Source organism: Pseudonocardia xishanensis (assembly GCF_039541715.1).
Taxonomy (GTDB): Bacteria; Actinomycetota; Actinomycetes; order Mycobacteriales; family Pseudonocardiaceae; genus Pseudonocardia; species Pseudonocardia xishanensis.
This window is the reverse complement of sequence record NZ_BAABGT010000094.1, coordinates 136,882-152,328: the sequence shown is the minus strand read 5'-3', so window position 1 is coordinate 152,328 and position 15,447 is coordinate 136,882. Positions and strand designations below refer to the sequence as shown.

The window sequence follows — 15,447 nt, the reverse complement described above, 5'->3', positions numbered from 1 at the left end:
GCCAGGCAGTCACACGTTCCCTGACCGCCTACGACCACTGAAGGGGAGTTCGGACTTACTCCTCTAGCGGCCGGACCAGCGCGGCTCGTGGAGAGCCCACTCCCGCTCCCACGCGCGGTGGTTGACCACGGCGCAGCGGGCCCGGACCGCGGCCCGGATGCCGAGCAGCACCAGCGCGCCCGCGAGCGCGACGAGCAGCCCGCCGACGGTCGCGGTGACCCGGGCCTGCACGGCGTCCACCGGGGGCGGGGCGATCTCGCCCGCCCGGTCGACCCACACCGGCACCGTGTCCCCTGCGGCGCGGGGCCCGAGCACCGGGATCAGGCCGGCGTGCGCGCCGCCCGTCGGCCCCGTCCAGGTGGCCGGGACCGAGCCCGAGCCGCCCGCCGTCGAGTCGAAGCTCAGCGGCATCTCGACCGGCGCCGTGAGCACGGCGTCCACCTGCACGCGGTCGACCCGGTCGTTCGCCACCTGGGCCATGCCGCTGCCGTGCAGGCTCAGCGCGGCGACGAACGCCAGCACCGCGACGACGACCGCCCCGACGCCGACGAACCCGGACACGGCGCGCTCGACGCGGTCGGTGAACCGGCGGGGCATCGGATCGAGGGCAGCGGCCCCCGGGACGGCTGCCTGGTGGGGTCGGTCCGGTTCGCCCGGCCACTGGGAGCGCACGGCAGGGTCCTCTCGTCGGCGGTCCCTCCACCGTGCGCCTGTCCACCCCGGTCGGCAACGCGGGTGAGACCGATTCGACCGTGCCATCCGTCACGCCGGGCGAGACGCCGGTCACCCGCCGTGTCCGACCCCTCACCGCGGCGGATCGGCCTCCGGGGGCCGGGGAGCGCCCCACGCGAGCGCCAGGAGCAGCCGCGAACGGGTGTCCGGGTCGTCCAGCTGCGGCCCGAACAGCTCGTGCAGCCTCGCCAGGCGGTAGCGGACCGTCTGCGGGTGGACGTGCAGCTCGGCGGCCACGGCCTGGCGGTCACCCAGGTGGCGTAGCCAGGAGGACAGCGTCTCGCACAGCCGCGCGCGGGAGGCGGGGGGCGAGGCCTCCAGCGGACGCAGGACCTGCAGCCGCAGCCCCTCCAGCAGCCGGGCGTCCCGGTGCACGATGATCGCGTCCAGGTGCTCGTCCGCGAAGACGGGGTCCACCGGCAGTACCCCGGTGCGCTGCAGCCGGGCCGCCACCTCCGCGATGTGCAGCCCCGCGGGCAGCCGGTCCGGCGTGACCGTCGGCCCGACGACGGCGCGACTGCCGCGCAGCAGCGAGGCCAGCCGCTGCCTGCGTCCGCCCTGCTCGGGATCGGGCACGATCGCGCCCGCCATCCGCGGTCGGTTGATCAGCAGCGAGCCGGGGTCGAACCGGGACAGCACCCCGTGGCCGAGCAGGCTGTCGTCCTGCACCAGGACCACCGCCGCCTGCTGCGGGACCGTCCACCGGGCGCGGGCCGCGGCGGCCGCGACCGCCCCCTCCGTGGCCCGGTCCGACAGCAGCAGCTCGACGAGCTCCTCCCGCAGCCGCTCCCGCGCCACGGCGGCCTCGGACTGCTCCAGCACGAACCCGTGGGCGGCCGAGGAGGACAACCGGTCGACGAAGGCGAACACGCCCTCGGCCAGCCCCGCCAGCGGCCGCGGCCCCAGGTCGAGCTCGACGGCCACCTCCGCGACGTGCCGCCAGAACACCCGGGCGCCGAGCTGGAAGGCCGACAGCAGGGTCGAGACGTCCCGGCCCTCCCGCCACTGCATCCGGCCGATCTCCTCGAACAGCTCGTCCTGCCCGAACTCGGTGGGTTCGTCGATCTCCCCGGCCACCAGCCGGTCCAACATCAGATGGGCGGCGACGCCGACCTCGATGCGATTCGCGTCCAGGAAACGGGAGTAATCCGGCCATTCGGTCAGCAGGGCGGCGCTGACCTCGTCCAGCACGGCGGGTACCCGGGCCAGCAGCGCGGCGACCAGACCGTCCGATCCGGTGGGTGCGGTGTCCACACCGGAGTTTCTACGCCCGAGCGGGCGAGACCGGCGACACATTTGTACGTCGGTGACAATTCCGACCGCACAGAATTAACGACGGCGGGCAAGAGACGGCGACCGAACTGCGCGACGATGCCGATGTGGTTCGGGGGAGCGCGGGGGTCGCGGTGCCGGGAGAGGTGCCGGGAGAGGCGCGGGCGGACACGCCGGTGCCGGATTCCGCGCGGCTCCGGCGGGCCGAGGCGGCGGAGAACTTCCCCGTCGCGCTCCGGGTCCTCCCCACGCGCCATCGTCGCAGGTTGCAGGCCGTGTACGGGGTCGTTCGCACGATCGACGACCTCGGGGACGAGGGGGAGGCGGACGCCGCCACCCGGGTGGCCGCGCTCGAGGCCTTCCGCGCCGACCTGCACTCCCCCACCCCCGAGGCCCCGGTGCTGCGCGCCCTGGCCCGGGACGCCCCGGACCTGCCCCACGAGCCCTTCGACCGGCTGATCGCGGCGAACGTGCAGGACCAGCGGGTCGCCCGCTACGCCACCTGGGCGGACCTGCGCGGCTACTGCGCGCTCTCCGCGGACCCCATCGGCCGGATCGTCCTCGCGCTGTTCGCCGTGCCGTCCGATCCCGCACTGCTGGCCGCGTCGGACGCCGTGTGCACCGCCCTGCAGGTGCTGGAGCACTGCCAGGACGTGCGCGAGGACCGCGAGCGCGGGCGGGTCTACCTGCCCGCCGAGGACCTCGCCGACTTCGGGGTCGCCGAGGCGGACCTGGACCGGCCGGTCGCGACCGCCGAGCTGCGGGCGCTGGTGCTGCACGAGACCGCCCGGGCCGAGGAGCTGCTCGCGCAGGGCCGCGCGGTGGTCGGGCGGCTGCGCGGCTGGGCCCGGCTCGCCGTCGCCGGGTACGTCGCGGGTGGGTACGCGGCCGCGGCCGCGCTGCGCCGGGCGGACGGGGACGTCCTGGGCCGCTCCCGCACCGCCGCCCACAGCCGCAGGCGTGACATCCTGCGGCGGCTCCCCGGCGTGCTGCTCGCCCGGGGCCGGACCTCCTGGAGCCGCCTGTGACCGAGCCCCGATCCGACGCCGCCCCCACCACCGCCACCCCGACCTACGACGTCCCCGCCGCGTACGCGGCGTGCGAGGACATCACCCGCCGCGAGGCCCGCAACTTCTCCTACGGCATCCGGCTCCTGCCCGCCCCGAAGCGCACGGCGCTCTCCGCCGTCTACGCCCTCGCCCGGCGGATCGACGACATCGGCGACGGGGACGTGCCCGGGGCCCGGACCTTCGACGACAAGCTCGCGGCGCTCGCCGCGGTCCGCGCGTCGGTGGCGACCCTGCGCGCAGGGGCGGTGGACCGCACCGACCCGGTGCTGGTCGGGGTGCAGGACGCGGTGCGCCGCTACCCCATCCCGCTGGGTGCGTTCGACGAGCTGGTGGACGGCGTCGAGGCGGACACCCGGATGGACCAGGACGCCGAGAGGACCGGTGACCCGTCCCGCCCGCACGCGACCTTCGCCGACCTCGAGGTCTACTGCCGCCAGGTCGCGGGCTCGGTCGGACGGCTCTGCCTGGGCATCTTCGGGTCGAGGCCGGCCGTGGGGCCTGCGGAGTCGACCACTGGAACGGCCGCATCCGAGTACGCGGACAGGCTGGGCATAGCCCTGCAGCAGACCAACATCCTGCGCGACATCCGCGAGGACCTCCGCAACGGCCGCGTCTACCTCCCCACGGACGAGCTCGCCCGCTTCGGCGCCGAGCTCCGGCTGGACGAACGCGGCGTCCTGCAGGACCCGGACGGCGCCCTCGCCGCCTACATCCGGTTCGCCGCCGACCGCGCCCGCGGCTGGTACGCCGAGGGACTGAAGCTGCTCCCCCTGCTGGACCGGCGCAGCGCCGCCTGCGCGGGCGCGATGTCCGGCATCTACCGCAGGCTGCTGGAGGACATCGCCGCCGAGCCCGAGTCGGTCTTCGCGCAGCGCCGCTCGCTCACCGGCCGGGAGAAGCTCGTGGTCGCGGTGCGGGCGTTGGCGGGACGGCCGGTATGAGGTCCCGGGTCGCGGTGATCGGCGGCGGGCTGGCGGGCACCGCCGCGGCCCTGCGGCTGGCGGACGCCGGGCTCGCGGTGACGCTGCTGGAGTCCCGCTCCCGGCTCGGCGGGGTCGCCGGGTCGTTCCGGCGCGGGGAGCTGGACGTCGACACCGGCCAGCACGTGTTCCTGCGCTGCTGCACGGCCTACCGCGGGTTCGTCGAGCGCCTCGGCGCCACGGGCGACCTCACGCTGCAGGAACGGCTGGACGTCCCGGTCCTGTCCCCCACCGGCCGCACCGCCCGGCTGCGCCGGTCCGCCCTGCCCGCACCCCTGCACCTCGCAGGCGCGCTGCTGCGCTACCGCCACCTGCCGCTGCGATCCCGCCTCGGTCCGGCCCGCGCCGCGCTCGCGCTGGGCCGCGTCGACCGGGCGACCGCGGACGACCGCTCCTTCGGCGACTGGCTCGCGGCCCACGGCCAGGACGACCGGGCCGTGGACGTGCTGTGGGACGTCGTCGGCATCGCCACGCTCAACGCCCGCGCCGGGGACGCCTCGCTCGCCCTCGCCGCCACGGTCTTCCAGCTCGGCCTGCTCGCCGACACCGCGGCCGGGGACATCGGCTGGGCCACCGCCCCGCTCGGCGCCCTCCACGACACCGCGGCCCGCCGCGCCCTCGCGGCCGCGGGCGTGGAGGTCAGACGGTCCGCGAAGGTGCGGGCGCTCGTGCAGGACGGGACCCGCTGGCGTGTCCCCCTCGGATCATCCGAACGGGAGGAGGAGCTCGTGGTCGACCGGATCGTCTGTGCCGTGCCCCCGGGTGCGGCGGCGCGGCTGCTGCCACCGGGTGCCGTCACCCGGGACATCGCCGCGCTCGGCAGCACGCCGATCGTCAACGTCCACGTCGTCTACGACCGGACGGTGCTGCGGGAGCCGTTCGCGGCAGGAGTCGACAGCCCCGTCCAGTGGGTGTTCGACCGGACCGCCCCGTCCGGTGCCGCGGCGGTGTACGGGCCGCGGGCACAGTACCTGGCGATCTCGCTGTCCGCGGCGGACGACCTGGTGGGCGTGCCCGCGCAGCGGCTGCTGGACCGGTTCCTGCCCGCGCTGGCGGACCTGCTGCCCGCCGCGCGCGGGGCCGGGGTGCTCGACGCCTTCGTCACGCGCGAGCCGCACGCCACCTTCCGAGGCGCCCCCGGACAGGCCGCGCTGCGGCCCGGCCCGCGCACCGCCCTGCCGGGGCTGTACCTGGCGGGCGCGTGGACCGACACCGGCTGGCCCGCCACCATGGAGGGCGCGGTCCGCTCCGGGGACTCCGCGGCGGAGGCCGTGCTCACCGAGCGCGTCCCGGCAGGGGTGGCGGCATGACCGCGACCCTCGGCCGCCCGTCGGACATCCCGGCCCTGCTCCGCAACTGCCGGGACGCGGTCACCCCCGCCCTGCGCGCGGCCGTCGCGCGGCTGGACACCGCGGGCCGCGAGCAGGCGGAGTACCACCTCGGCTGGGTCGAGCTGGACGGCTCGCCCGGCTCCGGCGGCGGCAAGGCCGTCCGGCCCGCGCTGGCGCTGCTGTCCGCCCGCGCGGCGGGTGCCCCGGAGGAGACCGGGGTGGCGGGCGGCGTCGCCGTGGAGCTGGTGCACAACTTCTCCCTGCTGCACGACGACCTGATGGACGGCGACCGGGAGCGTCGCCACCGCCCCACGGTGTGGGCCCGGTGGGGGGCGCCGAGCGCGATCCTCTGCGGGGACGCGATGCTCGCGCTGGCCGTCGAGGTGCTGCTGGAGGACCCCTCGCCGCACGCCGCCGCGGCGGCCGGGCTCGTCGCCGTCACCACCCGCGAGCTGGTCCGCGGACAGGCCGAGGACATCGCCTTCGAGCGGCGCGCGGACGTCGGGGTGGACGAGTGTCTGTCCATGGCCGCGGGCAAGACCGGGTCGCTGCTGGCCGCCAGCGCCGCGATCGGTGCCGTGCTCGCGGGGGCGCCGGAGGCCACGATCCGCGGGCTGCGGGACTACGGGATGGCCGTCGGGATGGCGTTCCAGCTGGTGGACGACCTACTCGGGATCTGGGGCGATCCCGCGGTGACCGGCAAGCCGGTGCTGTCGGACCTGCGCTCGCGGAAGAAGTCCCTGCCGGTGACCTTCGCGGTGCAGCGCGGCGGCGCCGCGGGCCGTGAGCTGGCGGCCTGGCTCGCCCGCCCGGGTGATCCCGCGGAACCGGAGCTGCGCGCCGCCGCCGCTCTCGTTGAACGGGGCGGGGGTCGCGAGTGGGCGCGCGCCGAGGCCCGCCGACAGCTGGACGTCGCCGATCGGGCCCTCGCCGGGGCGGGCCTGGTCGCCGCGCCGCGGGCGGAGCTGTCCGCGCTGGGCCACTACCTCGTCGACAGGGAGTTCTGATGTCGGTCACCGCACCGGAGGGCACCGGCCGCGCACTGGGCGGGCCTCGGCGGACCCTGGACGCCGCCGTCGGGTTCCTGCGGTCGATCCAGCACGAGCACGGCTGGTGGCAGGGCGACCTCGAGACCAACGTGACGATGGACGCCGAGGACCTGCTCATGCGGGAGTTCCTCGGCATCCGCACCGCCGCCGAGACCGCGGAGGCCGCCCGCTGGATCCGGTCCCAGCAGCGGTCGGACGGCACCTGGGCGACCTTCGCGGGCGGACCGGGCGACCTCTCCACCACCGTCGAGGCGTGGGTCGCGCTCCGGTTGGCCGGGGACTCCCCGACCGAGCCGCACATGCGGGCGGCGGAGAAGTTCTGCCGGGCCGAGGGCGGGATCGAGCGGTCGCGGGTCTTCACCCGGATCTGGCTCGCGCTGTTCGGGCTCTGGTCCTGGGACGACCTGCCGAACATGCCCCCCGAGCTGATCTTCCTGCCGCCGTGGTTCCCGCTGAACGTCTACGACTGGTCGTGCTGGGCCCGCCAGACCGTCGTCCCGCTGACGATCGTCGCCACGCTCAGGCCCGTTCGGCCGCTGCCCTTCGACGTGGACGAGCTGCGCTCCGGAGCCGGGCCCGAGCCTCTCGCCGCGCCCTGGACCTGGGCCGGGGCGTTCCAGCGGCTGGACGCGGGCCTGCACGCCTACGCCCGGCACGCGGTCGGCCCGCTGCGCAGGCTGGCGATGCGCCGCGGCGCGGAGTGGATCCTGGCCCGCCAGGAGGCGGACGGGAGCTGGGGCGGCATCCAGCCCCCGTGGGTGTACTCGCTGATCGCGCTGCACCTGCTCGGCTACCCCCTTGACCACCCGGCGATGAGAGCGGGGATCGAGGGCTTCGAGCGGTTCCTCGTGCGACGGGAGACTCCCGAGGGGACCACCCGGATGTTGGAGGCCTGCCAGTCCCCGGTCTGGGACACCTGCCTCGCCGTGACCGCCCTGCTGGACGCCGGCGTCCCCGCGGACGACCCCGACGTGCTGCGCGCCTCGTCCTGGATGCTGGCCGAGGAGGTCACCGGGGTCCGCGGCGACTGGGCGGTGCGCCGCCCCGACCTCCCGGTGGGCGGCTGGGCCTTCGAGTTCGACAACGACGGCTACCCGGACACGGACGACACCGCCGAGGTCGTGCTGGCGCTGCGCCGGGTCGACCACCCCGATCGGGACCGGCTGCGGGCGGCGGTCGACCGCGGGGTCGCCTGGACCGTCGGCATGCAGTCCCGGGACGGCGGCTGGGGCGCCTTCGACGCCGACAACACCCGCGAGCTCGTGACGAAGCTGCCCTTCTGCGACTTCGGCGCGGTGATCGACCCGCCGTCCGCGGACGTCACGGCGCACGTGGTCGAGATGCTGGCCCACGAGGGGCTCGCCGACACCGAGGCGTGCGCCCGCGGGGTGCGCTGGCTGCGCGAGAACCAGGAGCCGGAGGGGTCGTGGTTCGGCCGCTGGGGCGCCAACCACGTGTACGGCACGGGTGGCGTGGTCCCGGCGCTGGTCGCGGCGGGCGTGCCCGTCGACGATCCGGCGATCCGGCGCGCGGTCACGTGGCTGACCCGCTACCAGAACCCGGACGGCGGCTGGGGCGAGGACATCCGCTCCTACGCCGACCGGTCCTGGATCGGGCGGGGTGAGTCCACCGCCTCGCAGACGGCATGGGGGCTGCTGGCCCTGGTCGCGGCGGGCGAGGCGCGGTCGGCGGCGGCGGAGAGGGCGGTGCGGTACCTGGTCGACACCCAGCTCCCGGACGGCAGCTGGGAGGAGGAGCCCTACACGGGCACCGGCTTCCCGGGCGCCTTCTACATCCGCTACCGGCTCTACCGGATGACCTTCCCGATCTCCGCCCTCGGGCGCTGGTGTGCGGAGGTGGGCGCGTGAGCGCGGTCCCGCTCGACGACGGCCCCGAGCGGCCGTTCGACAGCCCCGAGAGCACGACACGTGCGCTCGGTGTCCACCACGGAGCGTCGCGCAGCCCCGAGAGCACGACACGTGCGCTCGGTGTCCACCACGGAGCGTCGCGCAGCCCCGAGAGCACGACACGTGCGCCGGGCGCGGTCGGGTTGGCGCCGCCGCTGGTGTGTGCGCCCCTCGGGATCGAGGCCGCGGCGCTGCGGGGGCTCGGCGACTCCGCGCGCGTGGTGCGGACCGGCATGGGGCCCGTCCGGGCCTCGGCCGCCGCGCGCTGGATCGCCTCCGGCGGTCCCCGGCCGGTGCTGGTCGCCGGGGTCGCGGGGGCGCTGACCGAGGCGGTGCGACCCGGCGACCTCGTCGTCGCGTCCGAGATCCGCTTCACCGACTTCCGCGCGCCCGTGCCGATCCCGACCGCGGGTCCGCTGGCCACCGCGCTGCGCCGGGCGGGCCTGACGGTGCACCTCGGGCCGATCGTCTGCTCCCCCGCGGTCGTCGAGGGCACCCGACGGACCGAGCTCGGCCGGGAGGGCGCGCTGGCCGTCGACATGGAGTCCGGCTGGCTGGCAGAGGCCGCGGCGGGCGGGCCGTTCGCGGTGGTCCGGGCGGTCGTCGACACCCCCGAGGCGCCGCTGCTGACCCCCGGCACGCCGGTCCGCGGGTTCACCGCGCTGCGCGCGCTGCGCCGGGCCGCGCCCGTGCTGCGGGACTGGTTCGCGGCCGTCCGCCCCCGGGACGTCGTCCTCGCCGAGCCGCGCAGCTTCTGCGCGGGGGTCGAGCGGGCGATCGACATCGTGGACCGGGCGCTGGACCGCTTCGGCGCCCCCGTCTACGTCCGCAGGCAGATCGTGCACAACGCGCACGTCGTCCGGCGGCTGACCGAGCGGGGGGCGGTGTTCGTCCAGGAGCTGGACGAGGTCCCGCACGGGGCGAACGCGGTGCTCGCCGCGCACGGCGTTTCCCCCGCCGTCCGCGCGCAGGCGGACGAGCGCGGCCTCGCCGTCATCGACGCGACCTGCCCGCTCGTCGCCAAGGTGCACGCCGAGGTCAAACGGCACACCGGGCGCGGCGAGACGGTCTTCCTGATCGGCCACTCCGACCACGAGGAGGTCGAGGGGACCGTCGGGGAGGCGCCCGCGGACATCGTCGTCGTCGAGGACGAGGAGATGGCCCACACCGTGACCGCGCCGGACCCGTCGCGCGTCTCCTACGCGATGCAGACCACCCTCGCGGTGGACGAGGCCGAGCGGATCGCCGCCGTGCTGCGCGGGCGCTTCCCCGCTATCGCGGCCCCGCGCCGCGACGACATCTGCTACGCCACCACGAACCGCCAGCGCGCGATCCGCGCGGTGGCCGCCGACGTCGACCTGGTGATCGTCGTCGGCTCCGAGAACTCGTCGAACTCCCGACGGCTGGCCGAGGTGGCCGGGCGGTCGGGGGTCCCGGCCCACCTCGTCGACGACGTCGGCGGGCTGGACCTGTCCTGGCTGGTCGGGGCGGGTCGCATCGGGGTCAGCGCGGGGGCTTCGGCGCCCCCGGAGCTGGTCGACGAGGTCGTGTCCTGTCTGTCCGGCCTCGGCCCGGTCGCCGTCACGACGACCACGACCGGGACCGAGGACGTCGTCTTCACGCTTCCGAAGGAGGTCAGCTGATGGGCATGCCACTGCGGCAGTCGATCCGACTCGGCACGTACCTGATGCAGCAGAAGATCAGGAAGGTGGAGAAGTTCCCGCTCCTGGTGGAGCTCGAGCCGCTCTTCGCCTGCAACCTCAAGTGCAACGGGTGCGGGAAGATCCAACAGCCCGCGCACCTGCTCAAGCAGCGGATGCCCGTCGAGCAGGCGGTCAACGCGATCGTCGAGAGCGGCGCCCCGATGGTCTCCATCGCCGGGGGCGAGCCGCTGATGCACAAGGAGATCGACGTCATCGTCCAGCGGCTGCTGGACCTGAACAAGATCGTGTTCCTCTGCACCAACGCGGTCCTGCTGCCCAAGCACCTGCACCGTTTCACCCCGCACAAGAACTTCGCGTGGATGGTGCACATCGACGGGCTGCGCGAGCGGCACGACGAGTCGGTGAGCAAGGACGGGGTGTTCGACCAGGCCGTCGAGGCCATCAGGATGGCGCAGGAGGCCGGGTTCCGGGTCAACACGAACACCACGTTCTTCGACACCGACACGCCGCAGGACGTCATCGACGTCCTCGACTACCTCAACGACGAGCTCGGCGTGGACCTCATGCAGATCTCGCCCGGGTACGCCTACGAGAAGGCGCCGGACCAGGAGCACTTCCTGGGCGTGCAGCAGACCCGCGAGCTGTTCAAGAAGGCCTTCGGTGAGGGCCGCCGGAAGAAGTGGCGGCTCAACCACTCGCCGGTCTTCCTGGACTTCCTCGAGGGCAGGGTCGACCTGGACTGCACGGCGTGGGCCATCCCGTCCTACTCCCTGCTGGGCTGGCAGAAGCCCTGCTACCTGCTCGACGACGGGCACGTGAAGACCTACAGGGAGCTGATCGAGGGCACGGACTGGGAGGCCTACGGGCGGGGGAAGGACGAGCGCTGCGCCAACTGCATGGCGCACTGCGGCTACGAGCCGTCCTCGGTCTTCGCCACCATGGGCTCGCTGAAGGAGACCATCCGGGCGGCCGCGAGCGTCTGATGGGGGTAGCGGTCCGGGGCATCACGGCGAGCACACAACGGGCATCGGGTCCGTTACCTCCTCGTGACCCGGACCGCTACACTCCCGCCATCGCGTTTAGCACCGCGATGGACCTGGTACCCCGAAGCCCCGAGGACCTGCATGCCGGAGCACCGCATGACGACGTTGATCCACCTTCCCCCGATCGGCTCGTTGCTGCGTCACGCCGGACGCCCCCTGCTGGAGTCCACGCTCATCCCGCTGGCCCTGTTCTGGATCCTGTTCACCCACGCCGGGTTCGACGCCGGGATCATCGGGGCGCTGGCCTGGTCCGCGCTGGCCATCGGCAGGCGGCTGGTGATGCGGCAGAGGGTCCCCGCGGTCCTCTGGCTCACCACCACGCTGCTGGTGGTGCGCACGGTGGTCGGGCTGTGGACGGGCTCGGCGTTCCTCTACTTCCTGCAGCCCACGGTGCAGAACTTCGTCTTCGCCGCATTGCTGCTGGTCACGCTGTTCATGGAGCGCCCCCTGCTGGCCAAGCTGGCGGACGACTTCTGCGCCTTCCCCGACGCGCTGACCCAGCACCCCAAGATGAAGAGCTTCTTCAAGAAGGTCTCGCTGCTGTGGGCGGCGGTCTTCCTGGTCAACGGGGTGACCACGCTGGCGGTGCTGGCCACGCAGACCGTCGGCAACTTCCTGATGGTGTCCACGGCGGGCTCGTACTCGCTGGTCGCGGTGGGGATCGCGCTGTCGCTGTGGTGGTTTCACCGCTCGATGACCGGCGAGGGCATCGCCCTGCGCATCGGGGTCGCCGAGCCCAAGCTCCGCGTCGGCTAGAGCCGACTCGCCAGCTCCTCGAGCTCGGCGTCCAGCGTGCGCTCGCCGAAGGCGCGGGCGCGCGCGGCCAGCTCCTCGCGTTCCGCCGGATGGTCCCGGAGCCTGCGAACGGTCTCGGTGACGTCCTCGGGCCCCGGGCAGACGAGCCCCAGGCCGGCTTCCTCGGTCATCCGCGCGCCCGCCTTGCCGTGCCCGGGGATCGGGCGGGCGAACAGCACCGGTGTCCCCACGGCCAGGGACTCGCTGGCGATCATGCCGCCCGCGGTGGTGAGCACCAGGTCGGCGGCGGTGATGAGCTCGGGCACCCGGTCGGTCCAGCCCAGCGCGGTGATGCCGCGGGCCGCGAGCCGGTGCCGCAGCCGCGCGTTGCGGCCGCAGAGCACCACGGGTTCGCCGCCCCCCGCGACCACCGCGTCCGTCACGCCCTCGATGCCGCCGAAGGCCAGCGAACCCCCCGTGACCAGCACGAGGAACGCGGCCTCCGGCAGGCCCAGCGCCCGCCGGGTGGCAGGCCGGTCACCGGGGTGGAACCGCTTGTCGACGGCCGCGGCCGCCACCCGCACCTCCGCCTCAGGCGCGATCCCCTCGGCCTGGGCGCGCGAGGCGGGCAGCAGGGTCCAGGTCTCGTCCACCCCCGCCCACACCCAGAACGGGTGCACGGCCACGTCCGTGACGACCGCGACGGTGTGCGCCGTGAGCCGGTCGCGCTCCCGCAGCCACGCCAGCCCGCCGGAGATCATCGGGTACGTGGAGACCACCAGGTCCGGGTGCTCGGCGCGCAGCAGCGGGGCGAGCGAGCGGCCGACCCGCGCCGCGGCGACCCGCTTGCACAGCGCGGCGAAGCGCGGAAGGCGCACGAGCAGGTCGTAACCCAGCCCGTAGAGGCCCGGCGCGAACCGCATGGTGACGGCGTAGGAACGCTGCAGGACGCGGTCCCGGACGGGCCCCGCGGTGCTCTCGACCTCCCGCACCTCCGCGGCGGGCCAGAGCTCCCGCATCCGCGCCGCGAGCGCGCGGGCGGCCGCCACGTGCCCCTCGCCCACCGGCGCGGACAGCACCAGCACCCGCTGCGGGCCCTCGTCCATAGTGGACTACGGTACTCCCCCGTCGTGAGGAATGCATGAGACGGTTGTTGCTGGTCACCGGCAGTATGGGCGCGGGCCACCACGCCGCCGCCCGCGCCGTCGAGGAGAGCGCCGGGCGGCTGTGGCCCGGCGTCGAGGTGGTCTGGACCGAGACCCTGGACGGCATGGGCCCCCGCACCGGCCCGCTGTTCCGGGCGATCTACGCGGGGTGCATCCGGTACCTGCCCTGGCTCTACGAGCTGTACTTCCAGCTGCTCTGGCACGTCCCCTTCTTCCGGGCGGGCACCCGTGCGGTGATCGGCCGGTGGAGCGGGCGGGGGCTCCGGCCGGTGCTGGAGTCGGTGCGCCCGGACCTGGTCGTCGCGGTGTTCCCCGAGGGCATCACCGGCCTGGCCCGGCTGCGGCGCCGGGGCCTGGTCCCGATGCCCGCGGTCGCGCTGGTCACCGACCCCGCCCCGCACCCCCTCTGGGCCTCCGCGGCCCTGGACCTGCATCTCGTCAGCACCGAGGAGGGCGCGGCGCTCCTGGCCCGAGCGGCCCCCGGGGCGGCGGTCAGGGTGGCGGCCCTGCCCGTGGTCCGCGACTTCGCCCCGCCCGCCGATCGGGAGCCCCGGGAGCGGCCGCGGGCGCTGGTCTCGTGCGGGTCGCTGGCCTTCGGAGACGTCGAGGCGGCCTGCCGCGGCGCCCTGGACGGCGGGGCGGACGTGCTGGTCAGCGCTGGGCGCGTCGAGGCACTGCGGCGCAGGCTGGAGCGCGTCCCCGGGCTCACCGTCGTGGACTGGATCGAGGACCCCGCCACCGCCACCCGGGACTGCGACCTGGTGATCACCAACGGCGGCGGTGCGACCGCCCTCGAGGCGATCGCCTGCGCCCGCCCCCTCATCCTCGTCGACCCCATCCCGGGCCACGGCCGCGCCAACGCCGCGGTCCTCGCCGCGGCGGGCCTGGCGCAGGTGGTGCACGGCCGGGCGGGCGTCGCGGAGGCTGTCCGCGCGCTGGACGGCGAGCACCGCGCGATGATCGGGAAACACCTCCGCCGCCGAGCGGACCAGACCGACCTCGACCGGGACCTGGCCTCCCTGATGGGCTCCGGACCGGGCGTGGCCGACGTCGAGCCGCGGGGCATCGCCGGGGAACGGGTGCGGGCGCAGGACGCGATGTTCCTGCACGCCTCGACCCCCGCCGTCCCGCAGCAGGTGGGGGCGCGGATCGTCGTGGACGGGGCACCCGAGGAGGGCTGGGCGGACGCGCTCGTCGACCTCGTGCGCGAGCGGGCGGGGCGGATCGACCTGCTCAACCGCCGCCTCGCCCCGGCCCGCCCCGGCAGGCCGCTGCGCTGGGAGCGGGTCCCGGCGCCGGACCCGGCCGTCCACGTCCGGCCGGAGGTCTGGCGGATCGGGCCCGGCGGCGACCACCCGGACTGGGAGGCCGCCACCACCCGCTTCTTCGCCGACGCCCTCGATCCCACGCTGGGCTGGGAGGTGCGGGCCGCCGTGGAGCCGGGTACCGGTCGCGCCGCGATCCTCGCCCGGGTCCACCACGCCCTCGGGGACGGGCTCGCGGTCACCGACGGCCTCATCCGGCTGCTCGCCGACGAGGACACCGGCACCCCCGCCGGCCGGCTCGCCGCGCGATCCGCCGCCCCCTCGCCCACCTCCACCGACACCCGGGCGGCTCACGCGTCGCCCAGTGACACCCGGGCCGTACGAGTGCCGCTGTCGGCTCGCGCGCTCCACGCCCTCGCTGACCTGCGGGAGCGGGCGCGCCGCGGGACGGCCACGCCCCGGGAACGACTGCACCACGCGCTGCGGGTCGCCCGCGGGATCGGGGCGCTCGCGCTGCAGCGGCCCGCGGGGCGGTCCCCGCTGGTCGGGCGGTCCGGGCCCGGGCCCCGGCGGATCGGCGTGACCCTCGACGGCGCCGAGGTCCGGCGCGCGGCCCGCGCCCACGGCGTCGGGACGACGGTGCTGGTCCTGGCCGCGCTGGCCCAGACCCTGCACGAGGAGCTGGACCTGCCGCCGCGGGTCCGCACGATGGTCCCGATGACCACCCGCACCCGTGCGGGCACCGGCAGCCGCGCGGACGGCAACCGGACGGCCGCGGTGTCGCTGGACCTGCCCACCGGCCCGATGAGCGCCACCGAGCGGATCGCGCGGATCGAGCGGGGTCTCGCCGCAGGGTCGTCCGCGGGCCAGCCCGAGGGTGCGGCCGCCGTCCTCGCCGGCCTCGGCATGCTGCCCGGGCGCGTGCAGGGCCCGCTGGTCCGGCTCGTCTACGGCCGCCGGTTCTTCCACCTGATCGCCTCGGTGATGCCCGGCGCCCGCCGCCCGCTGCACGCGCGCGGGGGTCTGATCTCGGAGGTGCAGCCCGTGCTGCCGCTCGCGGACGGCGTCGGGTTGGCCGTCGGCGCGCTGCACTGGGGGCGGTTCACCTGCATCGGGATCACCGCGGACCCCGCCGTGCTTCCCGAGATCGGGGGAATACCCGGTGGCATCCACAGGTCGTTGAGGAGTATGCAACCCGGGGAGGACGAATCCGCGGGTCGGCACGGGGGGTGA

12 protein-coding genes are annotated in these 15,447 nt (G+C 75.3%); 9 read left to right on the top strand and 3 right to left on the bottom strand.

Annotated features, from left to right (window positions below; translation table 11 throughout):
- Positions 1 to 63: 63 nt before the first annotated feature.
- Positions 64 to 597: an Rv1733c family protein gene (locus tag ABD993_RS28945; RefSeq protein ID WP_345425433.1), complete on the bottom strand. Its 534-nt coding sequence runs from the start codon at positions 595 to 597 to the stop codon at positions 64 to 66.
- A gap of 207 nt (positions 598 to 804) precedes the next feature.
- The gene (locus tag ABD993_RS28940) at positions 805 to 1,986 is read right to left on the bottom strand and encodes a PucR family transcriptional regulator (protein ID WP_345425430.1); all 1,182 of its coding nucleotides are present in this window, start codon (positions 1,984 to 1,986) and stop codon (positions 805 to 807) included.
- Positions 1,987 to 2,180: 194 nt separating this feature from the next.
- Here ABD993_RS28940 and hpnC point away from each other — a divergent pair, with 194 nt between their 5' ends.
- The 8 genes from hpnC to ABD993_RS28900 all read left to right on the top strand — a co-directional run bounded on the left by hpnC (position 2,181) and on the right by ABD993_RS28900 (position 11,804).
- Entirely contained in the window at positions 2,181 to 3,032 is an 852-nt protein-coding gene (gene hpnC / locus ABD993_RS28935; protein ID WP_345425429.1) for a squalene synthase HpnC, read from the top strand.
- Positions 3,029 to 4,015, top strand: coding sequence for a squalene/phytoene synthase family protein (locus tag ABD993_RS28930; RefSeq protein WP_345425426.1), 987 nt, complete (start codon positions 3,029 to 3,031; stop codon positions 4,013 to 4,015). Before hpnC ends, ABD993_RS28930 begins: the two co-directional genes overlap by 4 nt.
- Positions 4,012 to 5,364: a hydroxysqualene dehydroxylase HpnE gene (gene hpnE, locus ABD993_RS28925; protein WP_345425423.1), complete on the top strand. Its 1,353-nt coding sequence runs from the start codon at positions 4,012 to 4,014 to the stop codon at positions 5,362 to 5,364. Before ABD993_RS28930 ends, hpnE begins: the two co-directional genes overlap by 4 nt.
- Complete coding sequence (locus tag ABD993_RS28920) at positions 5,361 to 6,392, top strand: polyprenyl synthetase family protein (protein ID WP_345425421.1); 1,032 nt, start codon at positions 5,361 to 5,363, stop codon at positions 6,390 to 6,392. Before hpnE ends, ABD993_RS28920 begins: the two co-directional genes overlap by 4 nt.
- Positions 6,392 to 8,302, top strand: coding sequence for a squalene--hopene cyclase (gene shc, locus ABD993_RS28915; RefSeq protein WP_345425418.1), 1,911 nt, complete (start codon positions 6,392 to 6,394; stop codon positions 8,300 to 8,302). The genes ABD993_RS28920 and shc overlap by 1 nt, the downstream gene beginning before the upstream one ends.
- The gene (gene ispH / locus ABD993_RS28910; RefSeq protein ID WP_345425415.1) at positions 8,299 to 9,984 is read left to right on the top strand and encodes a 4-hydroxy-3-methylbut-2-enyl diphosphate reductase; all 1,686 of its coding nucleotides are present in this window, start codon (positions 8,299 to 8,301) and stop codon (positions 9,982 to 9,984) included. Before shc ends, ispH begins: the two co-directional genes overlap by 4 nt.
- Complete coding sequence (hpnH, locus tag ABD993_RS28905) at positions 9,984 to 10,988, top strand: adenosyl-hopene transferase HpnH (protein WP_345425412.1); 1,005 nt, start codon at positions 9,984 to 9,986, stop codon at positions 10,986 to 10,988. Before ispH ends, hpnH begins: the two co-directional genes overlap by 1 nt.
- Positions 10,989 to 11,144: 156 nt before the next feature.
- Positions 11,145 to 11,804, top strand: a complete 660-nt coding sequence (locus tag ABD993_RS28900; RefSeq protein WP_345425411.1) for a VC0807 family protein — start codon at positions 11,145 to 11,147, stop codon at positions 11,802 to 11,804.
- Here the strand turns inward: ABD993_RS28900 and ABD993_RS28895 are convergent.
- Positions 11,801 to 12,889, bottom strand: a complete 1,089-nt coding sequence (locus tag ABD993_RS28895; protein WP_345425408.1) for an MGDG synthase family glycosyltransferase — start codon at positions 12,887 to 12,889, stop codon at positions 11,801 to 11,803. The two genes, ABD993_RS28900 and ABD993_RS28895, sit on opposite strands and share 4 nt — an antisense overlap.
- Before the next feature lie 35 nt (positions 12,890 to 12,924).
- Here ABD993_RS28895 and ABD993_RS28890 point away from each other — a divergent pair, with 35 nt between their 5' ends.
- Positions 12,925 to 15,447 (top strand): MGDG synthase family glycosyltransferase, encoded by a 2,523-nt coding sequence (locus tag ABD993_RS28890; protein WP_345425406.1) that lies wholly within the window; start codon positions 12,925 to 12,927, stop codon positions 15,445 to 15,447.

Excerpts from the sequence above, each read along its gene's own strand:
- ABD993_RS28945 (WP_345425433.1), bottom strand. The coding sequence starts at position 597 with ATGCCCCGCCGGTTCACCGACCGCGTCGAGCGCGCCGTGTCCGGGTTC.
- hpnE (WP_345425423.1), top strand. The coding sequence starts at position 4,012 with ATGAGGTCCCGGGTCGCGGTGATCGGCGGCGGGCTGGCGGGCACCGCC.
- ABD993_RS28920 (WP_345425421.1), top strand. The coding sequence starts at position 5,361 with ATGACCGCGACCCTCGGCCGCCCGTCGGACATCCCGGCCCTGCTCCGC.
- shc (WP_345425418.1), top strand. The coding sequence starts at position 6,392 with ATGTCGGTCACCGCACCGGAGGGCACCGGCCGCGCACTGGGCGGGCCT.
- hpnH (WP_345425412.1), top strand. The coding sequence starts at position 9,984 with ATGGGCATGCCACTGCGGCAGTCGATCCGACTCGGCACGTACCTGATG.
- ABD993_RS28900 (WP_345425411.1), top strand. The coding sequence starts at position 11,145 with ATGACGACGTTGATCCACCTTCCCCCGATCGGCTCGTTGCTGCGTCAC.
- ABD993_RS28895 (WP_345425408.1), bottom strand. The coding sequence starts at position 12,889 with ATGGACGAGGGCCCGCAGCGGGTGCTGGTGCTGTCCGCGCCGGTGGGC.
- ABD993_RS28890 (WP_345425406.1), top strand. The coding sequence starts at position 12,925 with ATGAGACGGTTGTTGCTGGTCACCGGCAGTATGGGCGCGGGCCACCAC.